Genomic DNA, 20,416 nt, shown 5'->3' on the forward strand with positions numbered 1-20,416 from the left:
GTTTCCGCGGGTTCCGGTTGTCGTGCGGTCGTTGGCCCGACCGTTTCTCCGCACCGGTGCGGTCGACACCGGTCAGTGTTCTCTCGGTGAGGGAACTGTTGTGCCCCAAGGGAAGTAGCTGTGCCGTCGGTACGGGAGGCACGCACCGGGGAAGGTAGCTCATTGGCTGGGCGTACTCGGAAATCGGCGGGCGGCACGGCGCGCGGAGGCCACCTGCCCTCGCTCCGGAACGTGCGGGTCAGGTCGAAGCTCGCCGCCCTGTTGGTCATTCCGATCGTGGCGATCCTCGCGCTGGCGGCGATCAGTCTGGGTGAGGTGGCCGGGCAGGGCCTCGACGCCAACCGGGTACTGGCGCTCGCCCGGCTGTCGTCGTCGGCGGGTGTGCTGGTGCAGCGGCTTCAGGACGAGCGGGCGGTGTCGGCGACGTACCTGTTCGCGTCGGCGAAGCGGCAGGACCAGTTGACCCGGCAGCTGGAGACGTCGCGCAGCGCCACCGACCGTGCCGCGACGACGTACGCGTCGCGTCGGGCGGCGGTGTCCGGTGACGTGTCCGGGCTGGACGCGATCGACGCCGGCGTGGCGAACCTGCGCGACCTGCGACTGTCGATCTCGACGCCGGGGAAGATCGCGCTGTCCGCGGCGGTGTTCAAGTACCGGATCCTGATTGCGGATCTGATCTCGTTCCGGCAGAAGTTGACGCAGTTGGGCGCGAGTTCTGGCACGTCGGATCTGGCGGGCGCGTCGGCGTCGATGTCGACGGCGATGGAGAACCTGGCGCTGGAGCAGCTGAACGTGCTGCGTGCGGTGCAGTTCGGCGCGCTGACGCCGGAGTTGCAGAAGAACTTCGTGGGTGCGACGACGGCGCGCGACGAGGCGCTGCTGGAGTTCGACGGGACGGCCCCGGCGGCGGACCGTTCGCTGTTCAGCCGGTCGATGCAGGGTGCCGCGGTGCAGATGGTGCAGCGGGTCGAGGGCACGATGGCGCAGACCGGGCTGGGCCGGCCTTTGTCGCTGCCGACCTCGATCGACGACGTCGACCAGGCGTACGCGGGGCAGCGGGCGCTGATGCGCAAGGTCGAGGCGCAGACGGACGGCGAGCTGGTGGACCGGCTGACGGCGTACCACGATTCGCGGATCGACCAGGCGGCGATCGAGGCCGGCGCGGTGGCGGTGACGCTGGTGCTGGCGATCGGCCTGACGCTGATCGTGGCACGCGGCATGGCGGGGTCGCTGCGGCGGCTGCGGCAGGGCGCCCTGGACGTGGCGTACCGGGAGCTGCCGGGTTCGGTGGCGCGGCTGCGCGAGGAGGAGGGGCTGGGCGACCGGACCCCGGCCGAGTTCGCCGAGCAGGTACGGGACGCGGTGCCGGTGTCGGGCCGGGACGAGATCGGTCAGGTCGCGCAGGCGTTCAACGCGGTGCACCGGGAGGCGGTGCGCGGGGCGGCCGAGCAGGCCGTGATGCGCGCGGGCGTGTCGATGCTGTTCGTCAACCTGGCGCGTCGCAGCCAGGTGATGGTGGACCGGCTGATCGGCCAGCTCGACGGACTGGAGAGCGGCGAGGAGGACCCGGACCGGCTGGCGCAGCTGTTCCAGCTGGACCACCTGGCCACCCGGATGCGCCGCAACAACGACAACCTGCTGGTACTCGCGGGTGCCAACGCGGCGCGGTCCCGGCGGGACGCGGCCCCGCTGTCGGACGTGCTGCGGGCGGCGCAGGGCGAGATCGAGCAGTACACGCGGGTCGAGTTCGGGGTGGTGGACCCGGACGTACGGGTGGCGGCCGGTGCGGTCAACGACGTGGTGCACCTGGTCGCGGAGCTGCTGGACAACGCGACGGCGTTCTCCCGCCCGGACACGGTCGTACTGCTGGAGGCGTGCCGGGTGGGGCACCGGGCATACGTGACGATCGTGGACCGCGGCATCGGCATCGCCCCGGAGCAGTTGGCCGAGCTGAACGAGCGGCTGGCGAGTCCGCCGCCGGTGGACGTCGCCGCGTCCCGGATGATGGGTCTGGTCGTGGTGGGCCGGATCGCCCGCCGGATCGGCGTCACGGTGGAGCTGCGCCCGGCGACCGGCGGCGGCACGCTCGCCGAGGTCGTGATGCCGGGCGACCTGCTCGACGACGACGTCCCGCCGGCGCGGCGACCGGCCGCGGTCGGCGCCCAGCGTCGTCCCGCGCCGACCCCGGTACCGGTGGCGCCGCGCCGTGCCGTACCGGCGGCCCCGGCCGAGTACCCGGTGGCGCCGGTGTCGCGGGGAACCGTTGGGGCGCAAACGACGTACGAGCATCGGACGGTGTCGCCGGTGAGCGACGACACGGTGCACGCCGACCCGGCGCGGGCCGACGTGATGCACGGCGACACGGTGCATGGCGACGCGGCGCCGGCGGAACCGGTGCGGGCGGACGCGGCGGACGGGGTGTCGGCGTGGCTGCGGCGGCCGCCGCCGAGCGCCGCGGAGGCACCGGCCGACCAGTGGCGTACGACGGCGGACAGTGGATGGCGGGCGGCGTCGGCGGTGGGTGCGGCCAAGCCCGCGCCGCCGCCCGCGCCGGGCACCGGGGGGCTGCCGCGCCGGCAGCCGATGGCGGAGCTGGTACCGGGGGCGGTGGAGGGCCCGAAGCCGGTGGCGCGCCGCTCCCCGGAGTCGGTACGCGGGCTGCTGTCGGCGTACCAGCGGGGCATCGAGCGCGGCCGGGCCGCCGGGCCCGACGCGTGACGGCGTCGTCGGCGGTGCGGCACGGTCCGGCCGCCGGGCCGGGTGCGGGTGTACGGCGCAGCGCCGCGTCGTCCACGCACCTCCGAACGGACGCGCCACCGGTACGGTGCGGCGCGCTGCGATGTGGAGGACGACAGATGGCGCAGAGTCTGATCGGGTTGACCGTCGACGGGCCCACCGCGGTACTGACCCTGGACCGCTCCGCGAAGCTGAACGCGCTCAACCGGGAGCTGCTCGCCGATCTCGGCGCGGCGCTGGACCGGGTCGAGCAGGAGCCGGACGTGCGGGTGGTGGTGCTGCGCGGTTCCGGTCGGGCGTTCAGTGTCGGGCTGGACCTGACGATGGTCGCCGACGAGGGCGTGCCGGCGGACTTCTTCGAACTCCAGGAGCGGGTGTACCGGCGGTTCGAGGCGCTGCCCGCGGTCACCGTGGCGCTGGTGCACGGGTTCTGCCTGGGCGGCGCGATCCAGCTCGCGCTCACCGCGGACGTACGGATCTGTTGCGAGGACGCGAAACTGGGCATGCCGGCGGTCGACGAGGGCATGTTCCCCGGCCTGATGCCGTACCGGTTGGCGCGTACGGTCGGCCCCCGGGTCGCGGTGCGGCTGATGCTGGCGGGCGGCAACCTCACCCCGGCCGAGGCGTACGAGGCGGGTCTCGTCGACCACGTGGTACCGGACGCGGACGCGGCCGAGGCGTTGATCGCGCCGTACCGGACGGCGTTGCACGCGGTACCGCTGACGAAGCGGCTGATCGGGCACGGGCTGACCGGCACCTACCGCGAGGCGTACGACGACTGCCTCGCCACACTGAAGGCAGACAGGTGACACGACAACCCTTGAGCCGCAGGCGTTTCCTCGGTCTCGGCGCCGCGCTGGCCGGCACCGCGCTGGCCGGATCCGGCTGTACGACGACCGAGACGGTGCAGCGCGACCCGATCCGCGTCGGGCTGATCCTGCCGAAGGTCGGGCCGTACCTGCCGATCGGCGCCGACGAGCTGAAGGGCTTCACGCTGTACCTGAAGCTCAACGGCAACAAGGTCGGCGGCCGGCCGGTGCAGCTGTTCCACGCGGACGAGGGCGTGACGCAGGAGAGCGCCGCCGCGGCGGCGAAGAAGCTGATCGACCAGGACCGGGTGCACGTCATCACCGGCTGCATCAGTTCGCTGGGCATCGGCGGCGCGGCCGAGGTGGCGCCGAAGTCGAAGGTCCCGCTGCTCGGCTCGTGCGCGAACTCGTCGGCCACCCAGGGCCGGGACTACGTGCGCAGCACCGGTTTCATCAACGCGCACTCCGGCATCTCGCTCGGCCGGTACGTCGCCGCCGCGCACAAGTCCGACAAGGTGTTCCTGATCGGGCCGGACTACCAGGCCGGTCACGACTACCTGAACAGTTTCAAGACGACGTTCGTCCCGGCGGGCGGGAAGATCGCCGGCACGGTGTACACGCCGTTCCCGGGGACGAAGGACTTCCGCTCGGCGTTCGACCAGGTGCGCAACTCCGACGCGGACGCGGTCTACGCGTTCTACGCCGGCGCCGACGCGGTCAACTTCGTGCAGCAGTACCAGAAGTACGGGGTGGCGGACGACTACCAGCTCTACGCGCCGGGGTTCATGACCGAGGGCAGCAACACGTTGAAGCAGGAGGGTTCCGCCGCGACCGGCCTCCTCAACGCCATGTACTACTCGCCCGACCTCGACAGCCCCGCCAACCGCTCGTACGTCGCGGCCTACCAGGACGAGTACGATGCGCTGCCCAACGCGTTCTCGGTGTCCGCGCACGACGCCTTCGCCGTACTCGACCGGGCGGTCACCGCGGCCGGGTCGGATCTGAGCGGGCCGCGGCTGTTCGACGCGATCGCCGCGGTGGGCCAGGTGGACAGCCCGCGCGGCGCGTGGACGTTCGGCCGCAACGGCGTACCCGTGCAGAAGTGGTACCTGCGCAAGGTCCAGCGGGACGGCGAGGTGCTGTCCAACGTGGTCGTGCAGGACCTCGGCACCCTCGGCGACTAGGAGGCAGAAGAAGTGCCCGAGTACGTGTTCGACAACTCCGGGGAGCAGACCGTCGACCGGTTCGCCGCGCTGGAGTCCTTGTACGACAAGGTGACCGTGGCCCGGCTCGGTGAGCTGGGTGTCGCCGCGGGCTGGCACTGCCTGGAGGTCGGCGGCGGTGGCGGCTCGGTCGCGCGCTGGCTCGCCGGCGCCGTCGGCCCGACCGGTTCGGTACTGGCCACCGACATCGATCCGTCCAGAATGGACAGTTCGGCGCCGGGAGTGACCGTACGGCAGCACGACATCGTCACCGATCCGTTGCCGGAGGCCGGGTTCGACCTCGTGCACGCCCGGCTCGTCCTGCTGCACCTGCCCGGCCGGTTGCGCGCGCTGGAGCGCATCCGGACCGCGCTGAAGCCCGGCGGGTGGCTGCTGCTCGACGAGTTCGACTGCTCGTACCTGCCGCTGCTGGCGGCGCCGGACGAGGCGAGCCGGGAGCTGTTCGCGGCGGTGAGCGGCGGCGTGCACCGGCTCATCGACGACATCGGCGGCGACTCGGCGTGGGGCCGCAACGCGCTGGCCGCGATGCGCGACAAGGGCTTCGCCGACTGCGCCAGCACCGCGTACTGCGAGTCGTGGCCGGGCGGGTCGCCGGGCGCGCGGCTGCACCGGGCGAACGCCGTACAGGTGCGGGATCAGTTGGTGGGCAAGGGAATCGTGACAGCCGAGCAGTTCGGCGCGTTCCTCGACCTGATCGACGACCCGTCGCTGGTGATGAACTCCTACCTGATGCACTCGGTCCGCGGCCGCCGCCCGGAGTGACCCCCGCGTACGCCCCGGGCGGCCGGCCCCGGGGCGTCGCCGGTCAGGGGACGATCGGCCGGTCGCCGCCGAACATGCCGGCCGGGTCGTACTCGGACTTGAGCGCGGCGAGGCGCTCGTAGTACCAGGGGGCGAAGACGCCGCGCACGCGCTCGGCCATGTCGACCGGCCCGGGCGGCGCCAGCAGGAACGACATCAGGTTCCGCGGGGCGAGGTGGTCGGCGGTCGCCGCGGTGAGCGCGGCGGCGAACTCCTCGGCCCCGCGTACGGCGGCGTCGTCCGGGGTGACCGCCATCGTGAACAGCAGGAACCCGGCCCCGTCGTACCCGAGGCCGGGGTCGTCGTGGGCGTGCGCGCCGCCCGCGTGCCGCAGCTCCAGCGCGCCGTACGTGGCGCCCGGATGGGCCGCGTCGACGAGCCGGCCGGTCAGTTTGTCGTCCACATCGGACAGTCCGCGGGAGTAGCCGATGCGGGGCAGCGGGGCGGTCGAGTCGTTCGTGATGGAACCGATGTCGGTCACCGGCATCGTCCGGTACGAGTCGGTCAGCTCGCCCGGCAGCGCCCGCAGCGGCGCCAGCACGTCGGGGCCGCCGGGGCCGAGGTGCACCGCGCGGACCCCGACGACCGCCTTGCCGCGCAACGGTTCCGGCAGCTTGGGGCTCGCCGGGAACTGCATGAACGCGACCGACGAGGTCGTGTCGTCGGGCACCGTGCCGGTCCACTCCCGGTACCGGCCGATGATCTCGGCCGCGCGCTCGATCGGCCAGTAGCGCGCGCCGCCGTAGATCTCGGCGATCGGGAACAGCCGCAGGCGCAGCCGGGTCACGATGCCGAGGTTGTCGTCCGCGCCGCGCAGCCCGCGGAACAGTTCGGGCTCGGAATCGCCGTCCACCCAACGGATCCGGCCGTCGGCGGTGACCACCTCGGCGGCCAGTACGCTGTCCGAACACAGCCCGTACCGCCGGGCGAACCAGCCGGCGCCGCCGCCCAGCGCGTATCCGGTGACGCCGACGCTGGGGGCGGGCGGGGTGAGCCCGGCCAACCCGTACGGTGCGGCGGCGGCGAGCACGTCCTGCCACCGCGTCCCGGCGCCGACGGTCACCGTACGGCCGGCGGGATCGACCGTGGCGCCGCCGATCCGGGTCGCCACGAGCACCCCGCCGTACTGCGGCAGCAGCGCGCCGTGCCCGGTGCCCTGCACCCGGACGGACAGCCCGAAGGCACCGGCCAGCCGCACCGCGGCGGCCACGTCGGCCGGGTCGGTGGCGGCGACCGCCAGGTCCGGCCGGTGCCGCACCCGGCTGTTCCACCCGGAGCACAGCTCGTCGTACCCCGGGTCGCCGGGCCGGAACCCCTTGCCGTGCAACGCTTCCGGCAGCGTCTCGATCCGACCGGTGTCCGCCATCGACTCCTCCGTCGCTCGCCGTCCCGCCGACCGTATCGGATCGTGCCCAGCCGTGCGGGGCGGCGACCGGCCGTCAGCCCGCGCCGGCGGCGGCCCGCTTCGGCAACAGGTACACCAGGGCGAAGCTGACCGCGACGACCGCGATCACCACGGGCAGCACCACCCGCACCGCCCCCGTGTACGCGGTGGCGTCGGGGTGCGTGCCCGCGACGGTGAAGAACAGCGTGCCGACGACGGCGGCGCCCGTGGCGTTCGCGACCTGCTGCACCGCGTTGAGTACGCCGGAGCCGGCGCCGACCTCGTCACCCGCCACCTCGCCCAGTACGAAACCGAACAGCGGTGCGAACACCAGCCCCAGGCCGACGCCGACGACGAGCAGCGGGGCCGTGAAGTACCAGGGGGTGAGGGTGGTGCCGACCAGGGTGACCAGCACGGTCAGGCCGGTGAGCCCGACGGCGATGACGGCGAGGCCGAGGTGCAGCGCGCGACGGCCGAGGCGGGCGGAGAGGGTGCCGGCGAGGATGCTGCCGACGACGATCCCGAACGCGTTCGGCGCGGTGGTGAGGCTCGCCCGGACCGGCGTGTACCCCAGCCCGAGCTGCAGGTACAGCCCGAGCGTCAGCAGCATGCCCATCACCGCGGTGAAGAACACGACGCCGAGGACGAGCCCGCCGGTGAACGACCGTCGCCGGAACAGCGCCGGCGGTACGAGCGGGTCGCGGCCGGCGCGCGCCCGGCGTACCTGGTGGCCGGCGAACGCGACGAGCAGCGCGACCCCGAGGCCGAGCAGCGCGAAGCCCCACCACGGCCAGCCCAGCTCACGCCCCTGCACCAGCGGGTACAGCAGGGCGACGAGGCCGCCGCCGACGAGCAGCACGCCGAGCGGGTCGAGCCGCTGACCGCGTACGGCGGGGACCGTCGGCAGGAACAGCGCGGCGCCGAGCACCGCGGCGAGCCCGATCGGCAGGTTGATGAGGAAGATGGCGCGCCACCCGGTGCCGTACAGGTCGGCGTCGATGAGGACGCCGGCGAGGATCGGCCCGCCGACCGCGGACAGCCCCATCACCGGGCCGAACGCGCCGAACGCCCGGCCGGTCTCCTCGGGCGGGAACATCTCCTTCAGCAGGCCGAAGCCCTGCGGGATGAGCACCGCGCCGAACACGCCCTGGAGTACGCGGGCGGCGACGAGGGTGCCGGGGCCGGTGGCGAGCCCGCACGCGACGGACGCGGCGGTGAAGCCGGCCGCGCCGACGAGGAACATTCGGCGCCGCCCGAACAGGTCGCCGAGCCGCCCGCCGGTGATCAGCCCCAGCGCGAACGCCAGCGTGTACGCCGCGGTCAGCCACTGCATGAGCGCCGTACCGCCGCCGAGCGAACGCCGTACGGTCGGCGCCGCGACGGTCGTGACGGTGCTGTCGAGCAGGTCCATCACCTCGGCGCACAGCACCACGGCGAGGCCGAGCCACCGGTACCGGTAGCCCGGTGGTCCGGGGGGTTTCGTGTCCTGCGTCGTGGGGTGGGCGGTGGCCGTCACGGCGCCTCCCGTACGTTGATCGCTTGACGAACGGTGTTCGTTCATAAGACGGTGTTCTACAGTGCGAATGGCGATCGGGTCAAGTGCTACCGTTCGACGTGCCCGCCCGACGCGCGGCGGCGAAGGAGGACGCGGTGACCAGGCGCACGACCGACATCCCGGCGCCGCCGTGGCGTACCGGGAAACGGCCGGTACGGCAGCCGCTCAGCCAGGACGCGATCGTCGCCGCAGCGCTGCGCCTGCTCGACGCCGAAGGGCTCGACGCGGTGTCGATGCGCCGGGTCGCGCAGGACCTCGGCACCGGCCCCGCCTCGCTCTACGCGCACGTCGCGAACAAGGACGAACTCATCGAACTCGTCCTCGACGAGGTGCTCGGCGAGGTCGTCGACGAGGCCGAACGGGTCGCCGCCGCCAGCGACCTCGACTGGCGCGACGCGGTCCGCACCGTGACCCGTACGTCCCGGCGTGCGATGCAGCGGCACCGGGACATCGCCCGCGCCGCCATGGTCGGCGTACCGCTCGGGCCGAACGGGTTGCGCGTCTCCGAGGCGTACCTGGGGATCCTCACCGGCGCGGGGCTGCCCGACCAGATCGTCGCCTGGGGCGTCGACCGCCTCTCCCTGTACGTCACGGCCGACGTGCTGGAGGGCGCGTTCTACCGCAACCGCGGCTTCCGCAACGAGTCCGACGCCCGTCGGTACTGGACGCAGGTCGGTGACTACCTGCGCAGCCTGCCGCCGGACCGGTTCCCGCACACGGTGCGGATGGTCGACGCGATGATGACCGGCGACTCCGACGAACGGTTCGAGCACGGCCTCGACATGATCCTCGACGGGCTGGCGCGCCACCTGCCGTGACCCGGGTTGGGACGAGCCGGCGTGCGTCCCCCGGCCGGCACGTACGCTCGTTGACCGTGGAACGCGGGGGAGAGGTCTCGTGAGCGAGCTGGAGACGATCGTTCTGCTCGCCGTGGTCGTGACCGCGGTGTACGCCGTGGCCAAGCGGATCCGGCTGCTCGCCCCGATCCTCCTGGTACTGGTCGGCATCGCCATCTCGGTGCTCCCCGGCGTACTGGAGGTGCGCCTCGACCCGGAGATCGTGCTCGTCGGCATCCTCCCGCCCCTGCTGTACGTGGCGGCGATCGAGACGTCGGTCCAGGCGTTCCGGCTGCACCTGCGGCCGATCCTGCTGCTGGCGATCGGGCTGACGCTGTTCACCACGTTCGCCGTGGGGTTCGCGCTGCACGCCGTCGTACCGGCGCTGCCGCTCGCGGCGACCTGCGCGCTCGGCGCGATCGTCGCCCCGCCGGACGCGGTCGCCGCCACCGCCGTCGCCCGGCGTATCGGGCTGCCGCGGTCCGTCGTGACGATCCTGGAGGGCGAGAGCCTGATCAACGACGCGACCGCGCTGGTCACCCTGCGCGTCGCGATCGGCGCGACGGTCGGCGCCTCGGTCGGCGCCGTCAACATCGGCTGGCACGCGGTCCTCGCCGCCGGCGGCGGCCTCGCCGTGGGCCTGGTCGTCGCGGTCGTCGTCGCGTTCCTGCACCGGCGTACCACCGATCCGCTGCTGGACAACTCGCTGTCGCTGCTCACCCCGTTCGTGGCGTTCTTCCCGGCCGAGGCGATCGACGCGTCCGGCGTGGTCGCCGTCGTCACCGCCGGCCTGTACCTGGGGCACCGCTGGCCGTTGCTGATGTCCGCGGCGTCCCGGCTCCAGATGGCCGCGTTCTGGGCGATGGTCCGGTTCCTGCTGGAGGGTGCGGTCTTCCTGCTGGTCGGCCTCCAGCTGCGGGGCATCCTGGTCGCGCTCAAGGAACCGCCGGCGGTCATCGTCGGCGCCACCGCCGCCGTGGTCGGCACCGTGATCCTGGCCCGCTTCGTCTGGATGTACCCGGCGACGTACCTGGCGCGGCTCATCCCCCGGGTACGGGCGCGCGAGCCGCGGCCCGCCGTGGCGAAGCCGACCGTACTGGCGTGGGCCGGGATGCGCGGCGTGGTGACGCTGGCCGCGGCGTTCTCGCTGCCTCGGCTGTTCCCCGGGCGGGACCTGTTCCTGTGGCTGGCGTTCTCGGTGATCGTGGTGACGCTGGTCGGCCAGGGCCTGACCCTGCCCACCCTGGTACGCCGGCTGAAGCTGCCCCCGGACGACCCGACGCAGGACGCGCTGGCCGAGGCCGCCGTCCAGCACGCCGCGACCCGGGCGGCCCTCGACCGGCTGGAGGAGGCGTCCGCCGACACCGAGGTACCGGAGCACGTCATGAAGCGGCTGCGCGGTCTCGCCCAGACCCGGACGAACACCGCATGGGAACGGCTGGGTGATCCTGGTCGCGCCCCATCCGCGGTGTACCGGCGGCTGCGACAGGAGATGATCGATGCGGAGCGCATCGTGTTCCGCGAGGCGCGCGACGCGGGCCGGATCCCCGAGGAGGTCCTCCGCCGCGCCCAGCGCGACCTGGACCTCGAAGAGTCCATGCTCAGCCGAGAGGAATGACCCGATGACCTGCGAGCACCTGGTGAAGATCGCCGACCTGCCGGACCCCGCGCCGCAGAGTACCGACGGGTGCGTCGGCTGCCTGGCGGAGGGCCGGCACGACTGGGTGCACCTGCGGCTCTGCCTGGACTGCGGGTACGTCGGCTGCTGTGACTCGTCCCCGCGCAAGCACGCCAGCCTGCACTTCGGCGAGACCGCGCACCCGGTGATGCGCTCGTTCGAGCCGCACGAGTCGTGGCGCTGGTGCTTCGTCGACGAGACCGTCGGCTGACCCTCGCGTACCCGGCGGTCCGTCCGGTCGGCTGACGTGCCGCGGGGCCGGCGTGAAAGACTGCGGGCACCGGCTTTCCACCACGCGTACCCCTGGGAGGGCGCCTCGATGACCGCGACGATCCTGGACGGCAAGGCCACCGCGGCGGCGATCAAGGACGAGCTGCGGGCCAGGGTCAAGGCGCTGTCCGAGCGCGGCGTCACGCCCGGCCTGGGCACCATCCTGGTCGGCGACGACCCCGGCTCCCACGCGTACGTGGCGGGCAAGCACCGGGACTGCGCCGAGGTCGGCATCACGTCGCTCCGGCGGGACCTGCCGGCCGACGCCACCCAGCCCGACGTGGAGCGCGCCGTCGACGAGCTGAACGCCGACCCGGCCTGCACGGGATACATCGTGCAGCTACCGCTGCCGGCGCAGATCGACACGCAGGCGATCCTGGAGCGCATCGACCCGGCGAAGGACGCCGACGGGCTGCACCCGGTGAGCCTCGGCCGTCTCGTACTCGGGGAGGCCGGTGCGCTGCCGTGCACGCCGCGCGGCATCGTCGAGCTGCTCACCCGGTACGGGGTGGGTCTGCGCGGCGCGGAGGTCACGATCATCGGCCGCGGTACGACGGTCGGCCGCCCGCTGGGCCTGCTGCTGACCCGCCGCTCGGAGAACGCCACGGTCACCCTCTGCCACACCGGTACCCGGGACGTGGCGGCGCACACCCGCGGCGCGGACGTGGTGGTCGTCGCGGCGGGCCGCCCGCACCTGCTCACCCCGGACATGGTCAAGCCGGGCGCCGCGGTCCTCGACGTCGGCATCACCCGGGTACCGCAGGAGTCCGGCAGGGCGAAGCTGGTCGGCGACGTGCACCCGGACGTGGCGGAGGTGGCCGGTCACCTGGCGCCGATGCCGGGCGGGGTCGGCCCGATGACCCGCGCCATGCTGCTGTCGAACGTGGTGGAGGCGGCCGAGGCCGCGAGCTGACCGGAGGCCCGCGGGGCCCGGACCCGACAGGGGGTACGCCATGGCTGGCAAGGTCGCGGTGATCGGTGCCGGATTCTACGGGTCGACGACCGCGCAGCGGCTCGCCGAGTCCGGCGCGTTCGACACGGTGGTGCTGACCGACGTGATCGAGGGCCGGGCCGAGGGGCTGGCGCTGGACATCGGCCAGGCGAGGCCGATCGAGGGTTTCGAGACGCGGCTGGTGGGCCGCACCACCGGCCCCTCCGGCGAGGGGTACGAGGCGGTCGACGGCGCGGACGTCGTGGTGGTCACCGCGGGGTTGCCGCGCAAGCCGGGGATGAGCCGGCTGGACCTGTTGGAGACGAACGCGAAGATCGTCCGCCAGGTGTCGGAGAACGTCGCGCGCCACGCCCCGGACGCGGTCGTGATCGTCGTGTCCAACCCGCTGGACGAGATGACCGCGCTGGCCCGGCTGGCGACCGGGTTCCCGCCGCAGCGGGTGATCGGCCAGGCCGGCATTCTCGACACGGCGCGGTTCGCCACATTCGTCGCCGACGAGCTGGGCGTACCGTGCTCGTCGGTTCGTACGCTGACGCTCGGCTCGCACGGCGACACGATGGTCCCGGTACCCTCTCGGTCCACTGTGGACGGTCGGCCGCTGGTCGAGCTGCTCGACGCCGAGACGCTGGACGAGATCGTGGAGCGCACCCGGTCCGGCGGCGGTGAGATCGTCGCCCTGCTCAAGACCGGTTCCGCGTACTACGCGCCCTCGGCCGCGGCGGCGCAGATGGCCCGCGCGGTCGTCGAGGACAGCGGCGTGGTGCTGCCGGTCTGCGCCTGGCTGGACGGGGAGTACGGGCTGTCCGGGGTGTACCTGGGGGTCGAGGCCGAGCTGGGCGCCGGTGGCGTACGCCGGGTGGTGCCGACGCCGCTGACCGACGACGAGCTGGCCGCGCTGCGGGAGGCCGCCGAGACGGTCCGGGCGAAGCAGGAGCAGATCGCCGGTCTGTGACCGCGGGTTCCCCGGTGGTGGCGGGCGGTCAGTGGTGCGCCGCGTGCAGCACCCGGGCGGTACGCCGCGGCGTCTCGGCCACCCACCACAGTGCGGTCACGATGACGGCCCCGACCGCCGCGGACCACAGCCACCACGGTGTGTCCCAGCCGCCGACCAGCCCGATCGACGCCCACACCACCACCTGTACGGCGGTGGACACGAGGCACAGCGCGGCGAGTACGCGGACGAGGGTGGTCAGGCCGGACGCGGGGCGGACGGCGCCGGGCAGGTCACCGACGCCGGCGTCCAGCTCGTCCCGGGTACGGGCGTCGGCGACGGCGGCGCGGGCGAGTCCGGCGCGTTCCTGGTCGATCAGGCCGCGGGCGTACGCCTGGTCGACGACGCGGGTCGCGATCTCCCGGTCGATCTGGTCCACCCGGACCTGGCCCGGACGGAACAGGTGCGTGGTGACGGTCGCGATACCCATGACTACCTCCGCTGACGCCCGGCGGTAGGTCCGCCGGCTGCTGGGTACCCACTCTCCTGTGCGGGCCGTTCGGGGGCGATCCGGACGGCAGGTCGATCGGTGTTGGGGCTGGCACCCGGTGGCCCTGGTGCTGTCCCCATCCGCGACCGTGGTCGCCCGGGCCGTGGTGACCGTGGTCGCCCCGGGCTGTGCGGCGGCCACCGTCTCCAGTACGCTCGTACTGTTAATGACAGTGAGAGGAGAGCCCGGCCGATGGCCAAGATCAAGGTAGCCAACCCGGTCGTCGAGCTCGACGGCGACGAGATGACCCGGATCATCTGGAAGCAGATCAAGGACCAGCTGATCCTGCCGTATCTCGACGTCGATCTTGAGTACTACGACCTGGGCATCGAGCACCGCGACGCGACCGACGACCAGGTCACGATCGACGCGGCGCACGCGATCAAGAAGCACGGCGTCGGCGTCAAGTGCGCGACGATCACCCCGGACGAGGCCCGGGTCGAGGAGTTCGGCCTCAAGAAGATGTGGCGCTCGCCGAACGGCACGATCCGTAACATCCTCGGCGGCGTGATCTTCCGCGAGCCGATCGTCATGTCCAACATCCCGCGGTACGTGCCGGGTTGGACCAAGCCGATCGTCATCGGCCGCCACGCGCACGGCGACCAGTACAAGGCGAGCGACTTCGTGGTGCCGGGGCCGGGCAAGGTGACGATCACCTACACCCCGACCGACGGTTCGCCGATGGAGTTCGAGGTCGCCGACTTCACCGGCGGCGGCGTCGCCGTCGGCATGTACAACTTCGACGACTCGATCCGCGACTTCGCGCGCGCCTCGTTCCGGTACGGGCTGGAGCGCAAGTTCCCGGTGTACCTGTCGACGAAGAACACGATCCTCAAGGCGTACGACGGCCGGTTCAAGGACATCTTCGCCGAGGTGTTCGAGGCCGAGTTCAAGGCGGAGTTCGACGCCGCCGGCATCTGGTACGAGCACCGGCTGATCGACGACATGGTGGCGCAGGCCATCAAGGGCGACGGCGGGTACGTGTGGGCCTGCAAGAACTACGACGGTGACGTGCAGTCCGACGTGGTGGCGCAGGGCTTCGGTTCGCTGGGCCTGATGACCTCGGTGCTGATGACCCCCGACGGCCGTACGGTCGAGGCCGAGGCCGCGCACGGCACCGTGACCCGGCACTACCGGCGCTGGCAGAAGGGCGAGAAGACGTCGACCAACCCGGTCGCGTCGATCTTCGCGTGGAGCCGGGGCCTGGAGCACCGGGGCAAGCTGGACAACACCCCCGAGCTGATCGACTTCGCGCACCAGATCGAGGCCGCCTGCGTCGAGACCGTCGAGTCCGGCCAGATGACCAAGGACCTGGCGCTGCTGATCGGCAAGGACGCGCCGTGGCAGACGACCGACGAGTTCATGTCGTCGGTGTCCGACCGGCTGGCGGGCAAGCGCGCCTGAGGAGTACCACCGCGAACGGCCCGGACCAGTACGGTTCGGGCCGTTCTGCGTACGCGGTGTGGCCAAATGCCTTGCCGCGGGCGGGATTCCGTGCTCGACTGCCGGCGTGATCGAACTGGACACGTCGGCCGAGGCGCTGCGCCTCCGCGCCGAGTACGACAGGCAGGTGCGGGGTCGCGCGGGCAACACGTTCGGCCGGCCGGTGGAGCGGGTCGGGCCGCTGATCCGCAAGACGGACGTCAACGGCCCTGGCTTCGTCATGTACCGGGATCTCGGCGGGCTCGACGGCGCGGAGCTGGACGAGCTGATCGCCGACCAGGTGCGGCACTTCGCCGCGCTGGGGCAGCCGTTCGAGTGGAAGTGGCACAGCCACGACCTGCCCGCCGACCTGCCGGACCGGTTGCGGGCGCACGGTTTCGTCCCCGACGAGGACGAGACGGTACACGTGGGCCCGGTGGCGCCGCTCGCCGTCGACGCGCCCGTACCGGATGGTGTGGTGGTGCGGGAGGCGACCGGTCGGCCGGACCTGGAACGCATCCGGGTGATGGAGGAGGCCGTCTGGGGCTTCGACCACGGCTGGCTGCCGGACGCGCTGGAACGCGAGATGTCCGGCGCCGACAGCGATCCCGGCGTCGTCGTGTACGCCGAGGCCGGCGGCGAGGTGGTCAGCGCGTCGTGGATCCGGTTCCACACCGGCACCGAGTTCGCGTCGCTGTGGGGCGGGTCGACGCTGGAGAAGTGGCGGGGCCGCGGCATCTACCGGGCGCTGGTGGCGTACCGGGCGCGGCTTGCCGCGGCGCGCGGCGTGCGGTACCTCCAGGTGGACGCGTCGCCGGACAGCCGGCCGATCCTGACGCGGCTGGGGTTGCGCCCGGTCGCCGTCACCGTCCCGTACATGTGGCGGCCGGCGAGCGCCGGGTAGGACCGCCTCGTCTGTCCACTGTGGAAACGGGCGGGTGGGCCGCGGTCCCGCGGACCGCGGCCCGGACCGTCAGGCGAGCCGGCCGGCGCCCTGCGACGGTACGCCGATGAACGCCACCGGCTGGTCGAAACCGTTGCTGGCAAAGGCATCCCGGATCGCGCCGGCGACCGTGTCCACGGCGTCGGCGTCGACCAGGGCGAGGACGCAGCCGCCGAAACCGCCGCCGGTCATGCGCGCCCCGTACGCCCCGGCGCGCAGCGCGGTCTCCACCGCGATGTCCACCTGCGCGACGGTGATCTCGTAGTCGTCGCGCATGGACGCGTGCGACGCCGTCAGCAGCGGCCCGATCGCGCGTACCTCACCGACGCGCAGCAGCGCCACGGTGTCGAGTACGCGCTGGTTCTCGGTGACGATGTGGCGGACCCGGCGGCGCGTCACGTCGTCGGGCAGCGCGGCGAGCGCGTCGTCCAGCCGGTCCTGCCCGATGTCCCGCAGCGCCGGTACGCCGAGCGTCGCGGTGGCGGCCTCGCACGTGGCGCGGCGCTTCGCGTACTCGCCGTCGGAGTGCCGGTGCGGCGAGCGGGTGTCCACGACCAGCAGGGCGAGGCCGTCGCCGGCGAGGTCGAACGGCACCTGCTCGCCGGTCATGTCGCGGCAGTCCAGGAACAGCGCGTGCCCGGCCTGGCACAGGATCGACGCGGACTGGTCGAGGATCCCCGTCGGCGCCCCGACGTACTCGTTCTCCGCGCGCTGCACCAGCCGCGGCCGGCGCGCCACCGGTACGTCCACGGCGGACAGGTCGGCGAGCGCGCCGAGTACCGCGCACTCCATCGCGTGCGACGAGGACAGCCCGGCACCCAGCGGTACGTCCGAGTCGACGTACAGCTCCGCTCCGCCCACCTCGAACCCGTCGGTACGCAGCGCGTACACCACACCGGCGACGTACGCCGCCCAGCCGGTGACGGCGCCCGGCGCCAGCTCGTCCACGCCGAACGAGACGGTCTCGTCCGTGAGTACGGAATGGACAGTCCACTGTGGACTGTCCAGCCGCCGGCCCGCCACCGTGGTGCGCTGCGCGAGCGCGAACGGCAGGACGAAACCGTCGTTGTAGTCGGTGTGCTCCCCGATCAGGTTGACCCGACCCGGCGCGTACCACACGCCGTCGGGCGCCCCGCCGAACACCGCGGCGAAACCGCCGCCCGGTACCGGATCCGCGCTCACGACCGTCCCTTGTCGTACTGGTAGAAGGCCCAGGCGTCGGCGATGATGGCGGCCAGGTCCGGCTTCGCGGGCGCCCAGCCCAGCTCGCGCCGCGCCTTCTCGGCCGACGCGACCACGACGACCGCGTCGCCGTCCCGCCGCGGCGCCAGCGTGACCGGCAGCTTCGCCCCGGTCACCTCCCGCACCACCTCGACGACCTGCTTGTTGCTGTACCCGTTGCCGTTGCCCAGGTTGTAGATCTTGTGCGTGCCCGCCTCGGCGCTGTCGAGCGCCAGCAGGTGCGCCGTCGCCAGGTCCTCGACGTGGATGTAGTCGCGGATGCAGGTGCCGTCCGGCGTGTCGTAGTCGTCGCCGTACAGCAGGAACTCGGCGCGGTCGCCGGCCGCGGCCTGCAACGCGATCGGGATCAGGTGCGTCTCCGGGTCGTGCCGCTCACCCAGGAACGCCGCCGACGAACCCTCCGCCGGGACCGACGCGCCGGCCGCGTTGAAGTACCGCAGGCTGACGGCGCCGAGGTCGGACGCGCCGGTCGCCGCCGTGATCATCATGTCCACGGCCAGCTTGCTCGACCCGTACGGGTTGGTCGGCGCGGGCGGGGTGGTCTCGGTGATCAGCTCGTCGGTGCCCGGACCGTCGCCGTACACGGCGGCCGTGGAGGAGAACACCAGCCTCCGCACACCGGCCGCGCGGATCGCCTCCAGCAGCGCGAGCGAGCCGCGGATGTTGACGTCCCAGTACAGCTCGGGCTTGACGACCGACTCGCCGGCCGCGATCTTGGCGCCGAAGTGCAGCACCCCGTCGAACCCGGCGCCCGGCGTCAGCACCTGCGCGACGTCGTGGATGGACAGCTCGTGGAACGGCACCTCGGCCGGTACGTTGTCGCGGTGTCCGGTCGACAGGTCGTCGAGGATCTCGACCTGGTGGCCGGCGGCCAGCAACTGCCGCGTGACGATACTGCCGATGTACCCGGCGCCGCCGGTGACGAGAAGCTTCACTGTTGGTTCGACTCCCTCAGCATCTGTGCCGCCTGCTCCGGGCGGATGTCGTTGACGAATGCCCCCATCGCCGACTCCGATCCTGCCAGGTACTTGAGCTTGCCCGCCGCGCGGCGGACGGAGAACAGCCGAAGATGCAGGTACGCGAGGTGCCGGTCGGCGTGTACCGGGGCCTGGTCCCACGCCGCGATGTACGGCATCGGCGCGTCGAACAGCCCGTCGAAACGCCCCAGTACGTCCAGGTACAGTGCCGCGAACGCGTCCCGCTCGGTGGAGTCCAGCGCCGGGATGTCCGCCACCTGCCGGTGCGGGTACAGGTGCACCTCGAACGGCCAGCGCGCCGCCGCGGGTACGAACGCCGTCCAGTACTCGTTGGCGGCGACGACCCGCTCGCCGCCGGCACGTTCCGCCGCGAGCAGGTCGGCGAACAGGTTCCCGCCACCGGTCCGGTGCGCGTACCGCCGGGCCGAGTCGAGCATCGTCGCGGTCTGCGGCGTCACGTACGGGTAGCCGTAGATCTGGCCGTGCGGGTGGTGCAGCGTGACGCCGATCTCCTCGCCGCGGTTCTCGAAGCAGAACACCTGGGCGATGCCGGGCAGCGCGGACAGCTCGGTGGTGCGGTCCGCCCACGCCTCCACGACCGTACGCACCCGCGCCGGTGACAGCCGCGCGAACGCCGAGTCGTGGTCGGCGGTGAAACACACCAGCTCGCAGCGGCCGCGCCCGGGCACCGTCGGTACCAGCCCGGCGTCGAGGGCGCCCGGCCCGCCGTCCGGCCCGATCCGGTGGCTGAACGACGGGAACCGGTTCTCGAACACCACCACGTCGTAGTCGTACGCGGGGATCTCGCTGGACCGGGCCGGCGTGGACGGGCACAGCGGGCACTCGTCCGACGGTGGCAGGAACGTACGGTCCTGGCGGTGCGCGGCGACGGCGACCCACTCGTCCATGACCGCGTCGTACCGCAGCTCGGAGGCGGGGGGCGGCTCGGGCAGCGAGCGCCGGTCGGGCATGGACCGGTCGGCGTCGTCGCGCTCGTCGAAGTAGATCAGCTCGCGGCCGTCGGCGAGCAGGATCGGCGTGCGCTTCATCGGGCGGCCCCGTCGTTCTCCTCGCCGGCGATGAGCAGCTGGCCGACCAGCCCGTCGAGCGCGGCCCGGGCACTCGCGGGCAGCCCGGCGTCGCTGACCACCACGTCGGCCTCGTCGAGCCGGGCGATCGTGGAGATGCCGACCGTCTCCCACTTGGTGTGGTCGGCGAGTACGACCAGGCGGCGGGCCGCGGCGACCAGCGCCTGGTCGGTCTCCGCCTCCATCAGGTTCGGGGTGGTGAAGCCGGACCGCTCGTTGATCCCGTGTACGCCGAGGAACAGCTGGTCCAGGTTGAGCGACCGGATCGCCGTCACCGCGAACGGCCCGACCAGCGCGTCCGACGGCGTACGGATGCCGCCGGTGAGTACGACGGTCTGGTCGACGCGCCCGTTGTGGTAGAACACCTCGGCCACCGGTACGGAGTTCGTCACCACCGTCAACCCCGGTACGTCCAGGAGCTGGTGCGCGAGCGTCCACGTCGTCGTACCGGCGGACAGGGCGATCGCGGTGCCGGGGGAGACGAGGGACGCGGCGCGGCGGGCGATCGCCTCCTTCTCCGCCTGCTGGCGTACGGACTTGGCGGCGAAACCCGGCTCGTCGGTCGAGCCGGGCGCGAGGGTGGTGGCGCCGCCGTGCACCTTGGCGAGCAACCCGCGTTGGGCCAGGTTCTCCAGGTCGCGCCGGATCGTCATGTCCGACACGCTGAACTCGCGGACGAGGTCGGACACCCGGACTCCGCCGTGCCGACGTACCAGGTCCAGGATGGCGGTCTGGCGTTGCTGTGCGAGCATCAGGCCTCCTGCGTCGGGTGTGCCGACCACTCGCGGCGCCACCGGATGCCCGGTCGTCCCGGTGCGTTCGGGCAGGTGCGCCGCTGCACCCACCTTCGTTCCAGACCGACCAAGAGTCAACACGTTCGAACGAAAGTGTGGCACACCCGTGCCGCGGCGGGCCCAGCCGGGTGACGCGGTCGCCGCGGCAGGTTTCGGGTCCATTGCCGCGCCGCGGTCGATGCGTGACCGGCCCGTGGCGTACGCGTATCCGCGGGTCGGCCCGGG

At 72.7% G+C, this 20,416-nt stretch carries 17 protein-coding genes and 1 pseudogene; 11 read left to right on the forward strand and 7 right to left on the reverse strand.

Annotated elements, in window-relative coordinates:
• Positions 1-387: 387 nt before the first annotated feature.
• The 4 genes and pseudogenes from Aru02nite_RS12855 to Aru02nite_RS12870 all read left to right on the forward strand — a co-directional run.
• Positions 388-2,118: pseudogene (locus tag Aru02nite_RS12855) on the forward strand (sensor histidine kinase); the annotation flags it as partial.
• Between the two features lie 737 nt (positions 2,119-2,855).
• Positions 2,856-3,545, forward strand: a complete 690-nt coding sequence (locus Aru02nite_RS12860; RefSeq protein WP_203657715.1) for an enoyl-CoA hydratase/isomerase family protein — start codon at positions 2,856-2,858, stop codon at positions 3,543-3,545.
• 11 nt (positions 3,546-3,556) lie between these two features.
• Complete coding sequence (locus Aru02nite_RS12865) at positions 3,557-4,729, forward strand: ABC transporter substrate-binding protein (RefSeq protein ID WP_203657716.1); 1,173 nt, start codon at positions 3,557-3,559, stop codon at positions 4,727-4,729.
• Between the two features lie 12 nt (positions 4,730-4,741).
• Positions 4,742-5,530 carry a class I SAM-dependent methyltransferase gene (locus Aru02nite_RS12870; protein ID WP_203657717.1) on the forward strand — a complete coding sequence of 263 codons (789 nt, stop codon included), beginning with the start codon at positions 4,742-4,744 and terminating at the stop codon, positions 5,528-5,530.
• Positions 5,531-5,573: 43 nt separating this feature from the next.
• Here Aru02nite_RS12870 and Aru02nite_RS12875 read toward each other — a convergent pair whose 3' ends face one another.
• Together Aru02nite_RS12875 and Aru02nite_RS12880 are read right to left on the reverse strand one after the other, a co-directional pair.
• Positions 5,574-6,935: an FAD-binding oxidoreductase gene (locus Aru02nite_RS12875; protein ID WP_203657718.1), complete on the reverse strand. Its 1,362-nt coding sequence runs from the start codon at positions 6,933-6,935 to the stop codon at positions 5,574-5,576.
• Positions 6,936-7,008: 73 nt separating this feature from the next.
• Positions 7,009-8,469: an MFS transporter gene (locus tag Aru02nite_RS12880; protein ID WP_239076645.1), complete on the reverse strand. Its 1,461-nt coding sequence runs from the start codon at positions 8,467-8,469 to the stop codon at positions 7,009-7,011.
• Between the two features lie 134 nt (positions 8,470-8,603).
• Between Aru02nite_RS12880 and Aru02nite_RS12885 the strand changes: the two genes are divergently transcribed.
• The 5 genes from Aru02nite_RS12885 to mdh all read left to right on the forward strand — a co-directional run bounded on the left by Aru02nite_RS12885 (position 8,604) and on the right by mdh (position 13,196).
• Positions 8,604-9,326 (forward strand): TetR/AcrR family transcriptional regulator, encoded by a 723-nt coding sequence (locus tag Aru02nite_RS12885; protein WP_203657720.1) that lies wholly within the window; start codon positions 8,604-8,606, stop codon positions 9,324-9,326.
• Positions 9,327-9,405: 79 nt separating this feature from the next.
• The gene (locus Aru02nite_RS12890; protein WP_203657721.1) at positions 9,406-10,962 is read left to right on the forward strand and encodes a Na+/H+ antiporter; all 1,557 of its coding nucleotides are present in this window, start codon (positions 9,406-9,408) and stop codon (positions 10,960-10,962) included.
• A 4-nt stretch (positions 10,963-10,966) separates the two neighbouring features.
• Complete coding sequence (locus Aru02nite_RS12895; RefSeq protein ID WP_203657722.1) at positions 10,967-11,233, forward strand: UBP-type zinc finger domain-containing protein; 267 nt, start codon at positions 10,967-10,969, stop codon at positions 11,231-11,233.
• Between the two features lie 108 nt (positions 11,234-11,341).
• Positions 11,342-12,205, forward strand: coding sequence for a bifunctional methylenetetrahydrofolate dehydrogenase/methenyltetrahydrofolate cyclohydrolase (locus Aru02nite_RS12900; protein WP_203657723.1), 864 nt, complete (start codon positions 11,342-11,344; stop codon positions 12,203-12,205).
• Positions 12,206-12,245: 40 nt separating this feature from the next.
• A complete protein-coding gene (gene mdh / locus Aru02nite_RS12905; RefSeq protein ID WP_203657724.1) occupies positions 12,246-13,196 on the forward strand; it encodes a malate dehydrogenase in 951 nt (316 codons plus the stop codon).
• A gap of 28 nt (positions 13,197-13,224) precedes the next feature.
• Here the strand turns inward: mdh and Aru02nite_RS12910 are convergent, their stop codons facing one another.
• Positions 13,225-13,665, reverse strand: coding sequence for a DUF1707 domain-containing protein (locus Aru02nite_RS12910; protein ID WP_203657725.1), 441 nt, complete (start codon positions 13,663-13,665; stop codon positions 13,225-13,227).
• 252 nt (positions 13,666-13,917) lie between these two features.
• Here Aru02nite_RS12910 and Aru02nite_RS12915 point away from each other — a divergent pair, with 252 nt between their 5' ends.
• Together Aru02nite_RS12915 and Aru02nite_RS12920 are read left to right on the forward strand one after the other, a co-directional pair.
• Entirely contained in the window at positions 13,918-15,129 is a 1,212-nt protein-coding gene (locus tag Aru02nite_RS12915; RefSeq protein WP_203657726.1) for an NADP-dependent isocitrate dehydrogenase, read from the forward strand.
• A gap of 106 nt (positions 15,130-15,235) precedes the next feature.
• Positions 15,236-16,051, forward strand: coding sequence for a GNAT family N-acetyltransferase (locus Aru02nite_RS12920; protein ID WP_239076646.1), 816 nt, complete (start codon positions 15,236-15,238; stop codon positions 16,049-16,051).
• 69 nt (positions 16,052-16,120) lie between these two features.
• On the opposite strand, the gene galK is transcribed toward Aru02nite_RS12920, so the two are convergent.
• From galK to Aru02nite_RS12940, 4 genes are read right to left on the reverse strand one after another with little or no spacing between them, the layout of a single operon-like run.
• Entirely contained in the window at positions 16,121-17,272 is a 1,152-nt protein-coding gene (gene galK, locus Aru02nite_RS12925; RefSeq protein WP_203657727.1) for a galactokinase, read from the reverse strand.
• Positions 17,269-18,267: a UDP-glucose 4-epimerase GalE gene (galE, locus tag Aru02nite_RS12930; RefSeq protein WP_203657728.1), complete on the reverse strand. Its 999-nt coding sequence runs from the start codon at positions 18,265-18,267 to the stop codon at positions 17,269-17,271. Before galE ends, galK begins: the two co-directional genes overlap by 4 nt.
• Positions 18,264-19,358, reverse strand: a complete 1,095-nt coding sequence (gene galT, locus Aru02nite_RS12935) for a galactose-1-phosphate uridylyltransferase (protein WP_203657729.1) — start codon at positions 19,356-19,358, stop codon at positions 18,264-18,266. Before galT ends, galE begins: the two co-directional genes overlap by 4 nt.
• On the reverse strand, positions 19,355-20,149 hold the full coding sequence (locus Aru02nite_RS12940) for a DeoR/GlpR family DNA-binding transcription regulator (protein ID WP_203657730.1): 795 nt from the start codon (positions 20,147-20,149) through the stop codon (positions 19,355-19,357). The genes galT and Aru02nite_RS12940 overlap by 4 nt, the downstream gene beginning before the upstream one ends.
• Between the last annotated feature and the right edge of the window lie 267 nt (positions 20,150-20,416).

The organism is Actinocatenispora rupis, assembly GCF_016861975.1.
Taxonomy (GTDB): Bacteria; Actinomycetota; Actinomycetes; order Mycobacteriales; family Micromonosporaceae; genus Actinocatenispora; species Actinocatenispora rupis.

Coding starts and splice junctions, on each gene's coding strand:
- Aru02nite_RS12860 (WP_203657715.1), top strand. CDS start 2,856: ATGGCGCAGAGTCTGATCGGGTTGACCGTCGACGGGCCCACCGCGGTA.
- Aru02nite_RS12875 (WP_203657718.1), bottom strand. CDS start 6,935: ATGGCGGACACCGGTCGGATCGAGACGCTGCCGGAAGCGTTGCACGGC.
- Aru02nite_RS12895 (WP_203657722.1), top strand. CDS start 10,967: ATGACCTGCGAGCACCTGGTGAAGATCGCCGACCTGCCGGACCCCGCG.
- Aru02nite_RS12900 (WP_203657723.1), top strand. CDS start 11,342: ATGACCGCGACGATCCTGGACGGCAAGGCCACCGCGGCGGCGATCAAG.
- mdh (WP_203657724.1), top strand. CDS start 12,246: ATGGCTGGCAAGGTCGCGGTGATCGGTGCCGGATTCTACGGGTCGACG.
- Aru02nite_RS12910 (WP_203657725.1), bottom strand. CDS start 13,665: ATGGGTATCGCGACCGTCACCACGCACCTGTTCCGTCCGGGCCAGGTC.
- Aru02nite_RS12915 (WP_203657726.1), top strand. CDS start 13,918: ATGGCCAAGATCAAGGTAGCCAACCCGGTCGTCGAGCTCGACGGCGAC.
- galT (WP_203657729.1), bottom strand. CDS start 19,358: ATGAAGCGCACGCCGATCCTGCTCGCCGACGGCCGCGAGCTGATCTAC.
- Aru02nite_RS12940 (WP_203657730.1), bottom strand. CDS start 20,149: ATGCTCGCACAGCAACGCCAGACCGCCATCCTGGACCTGGTACGTCGG.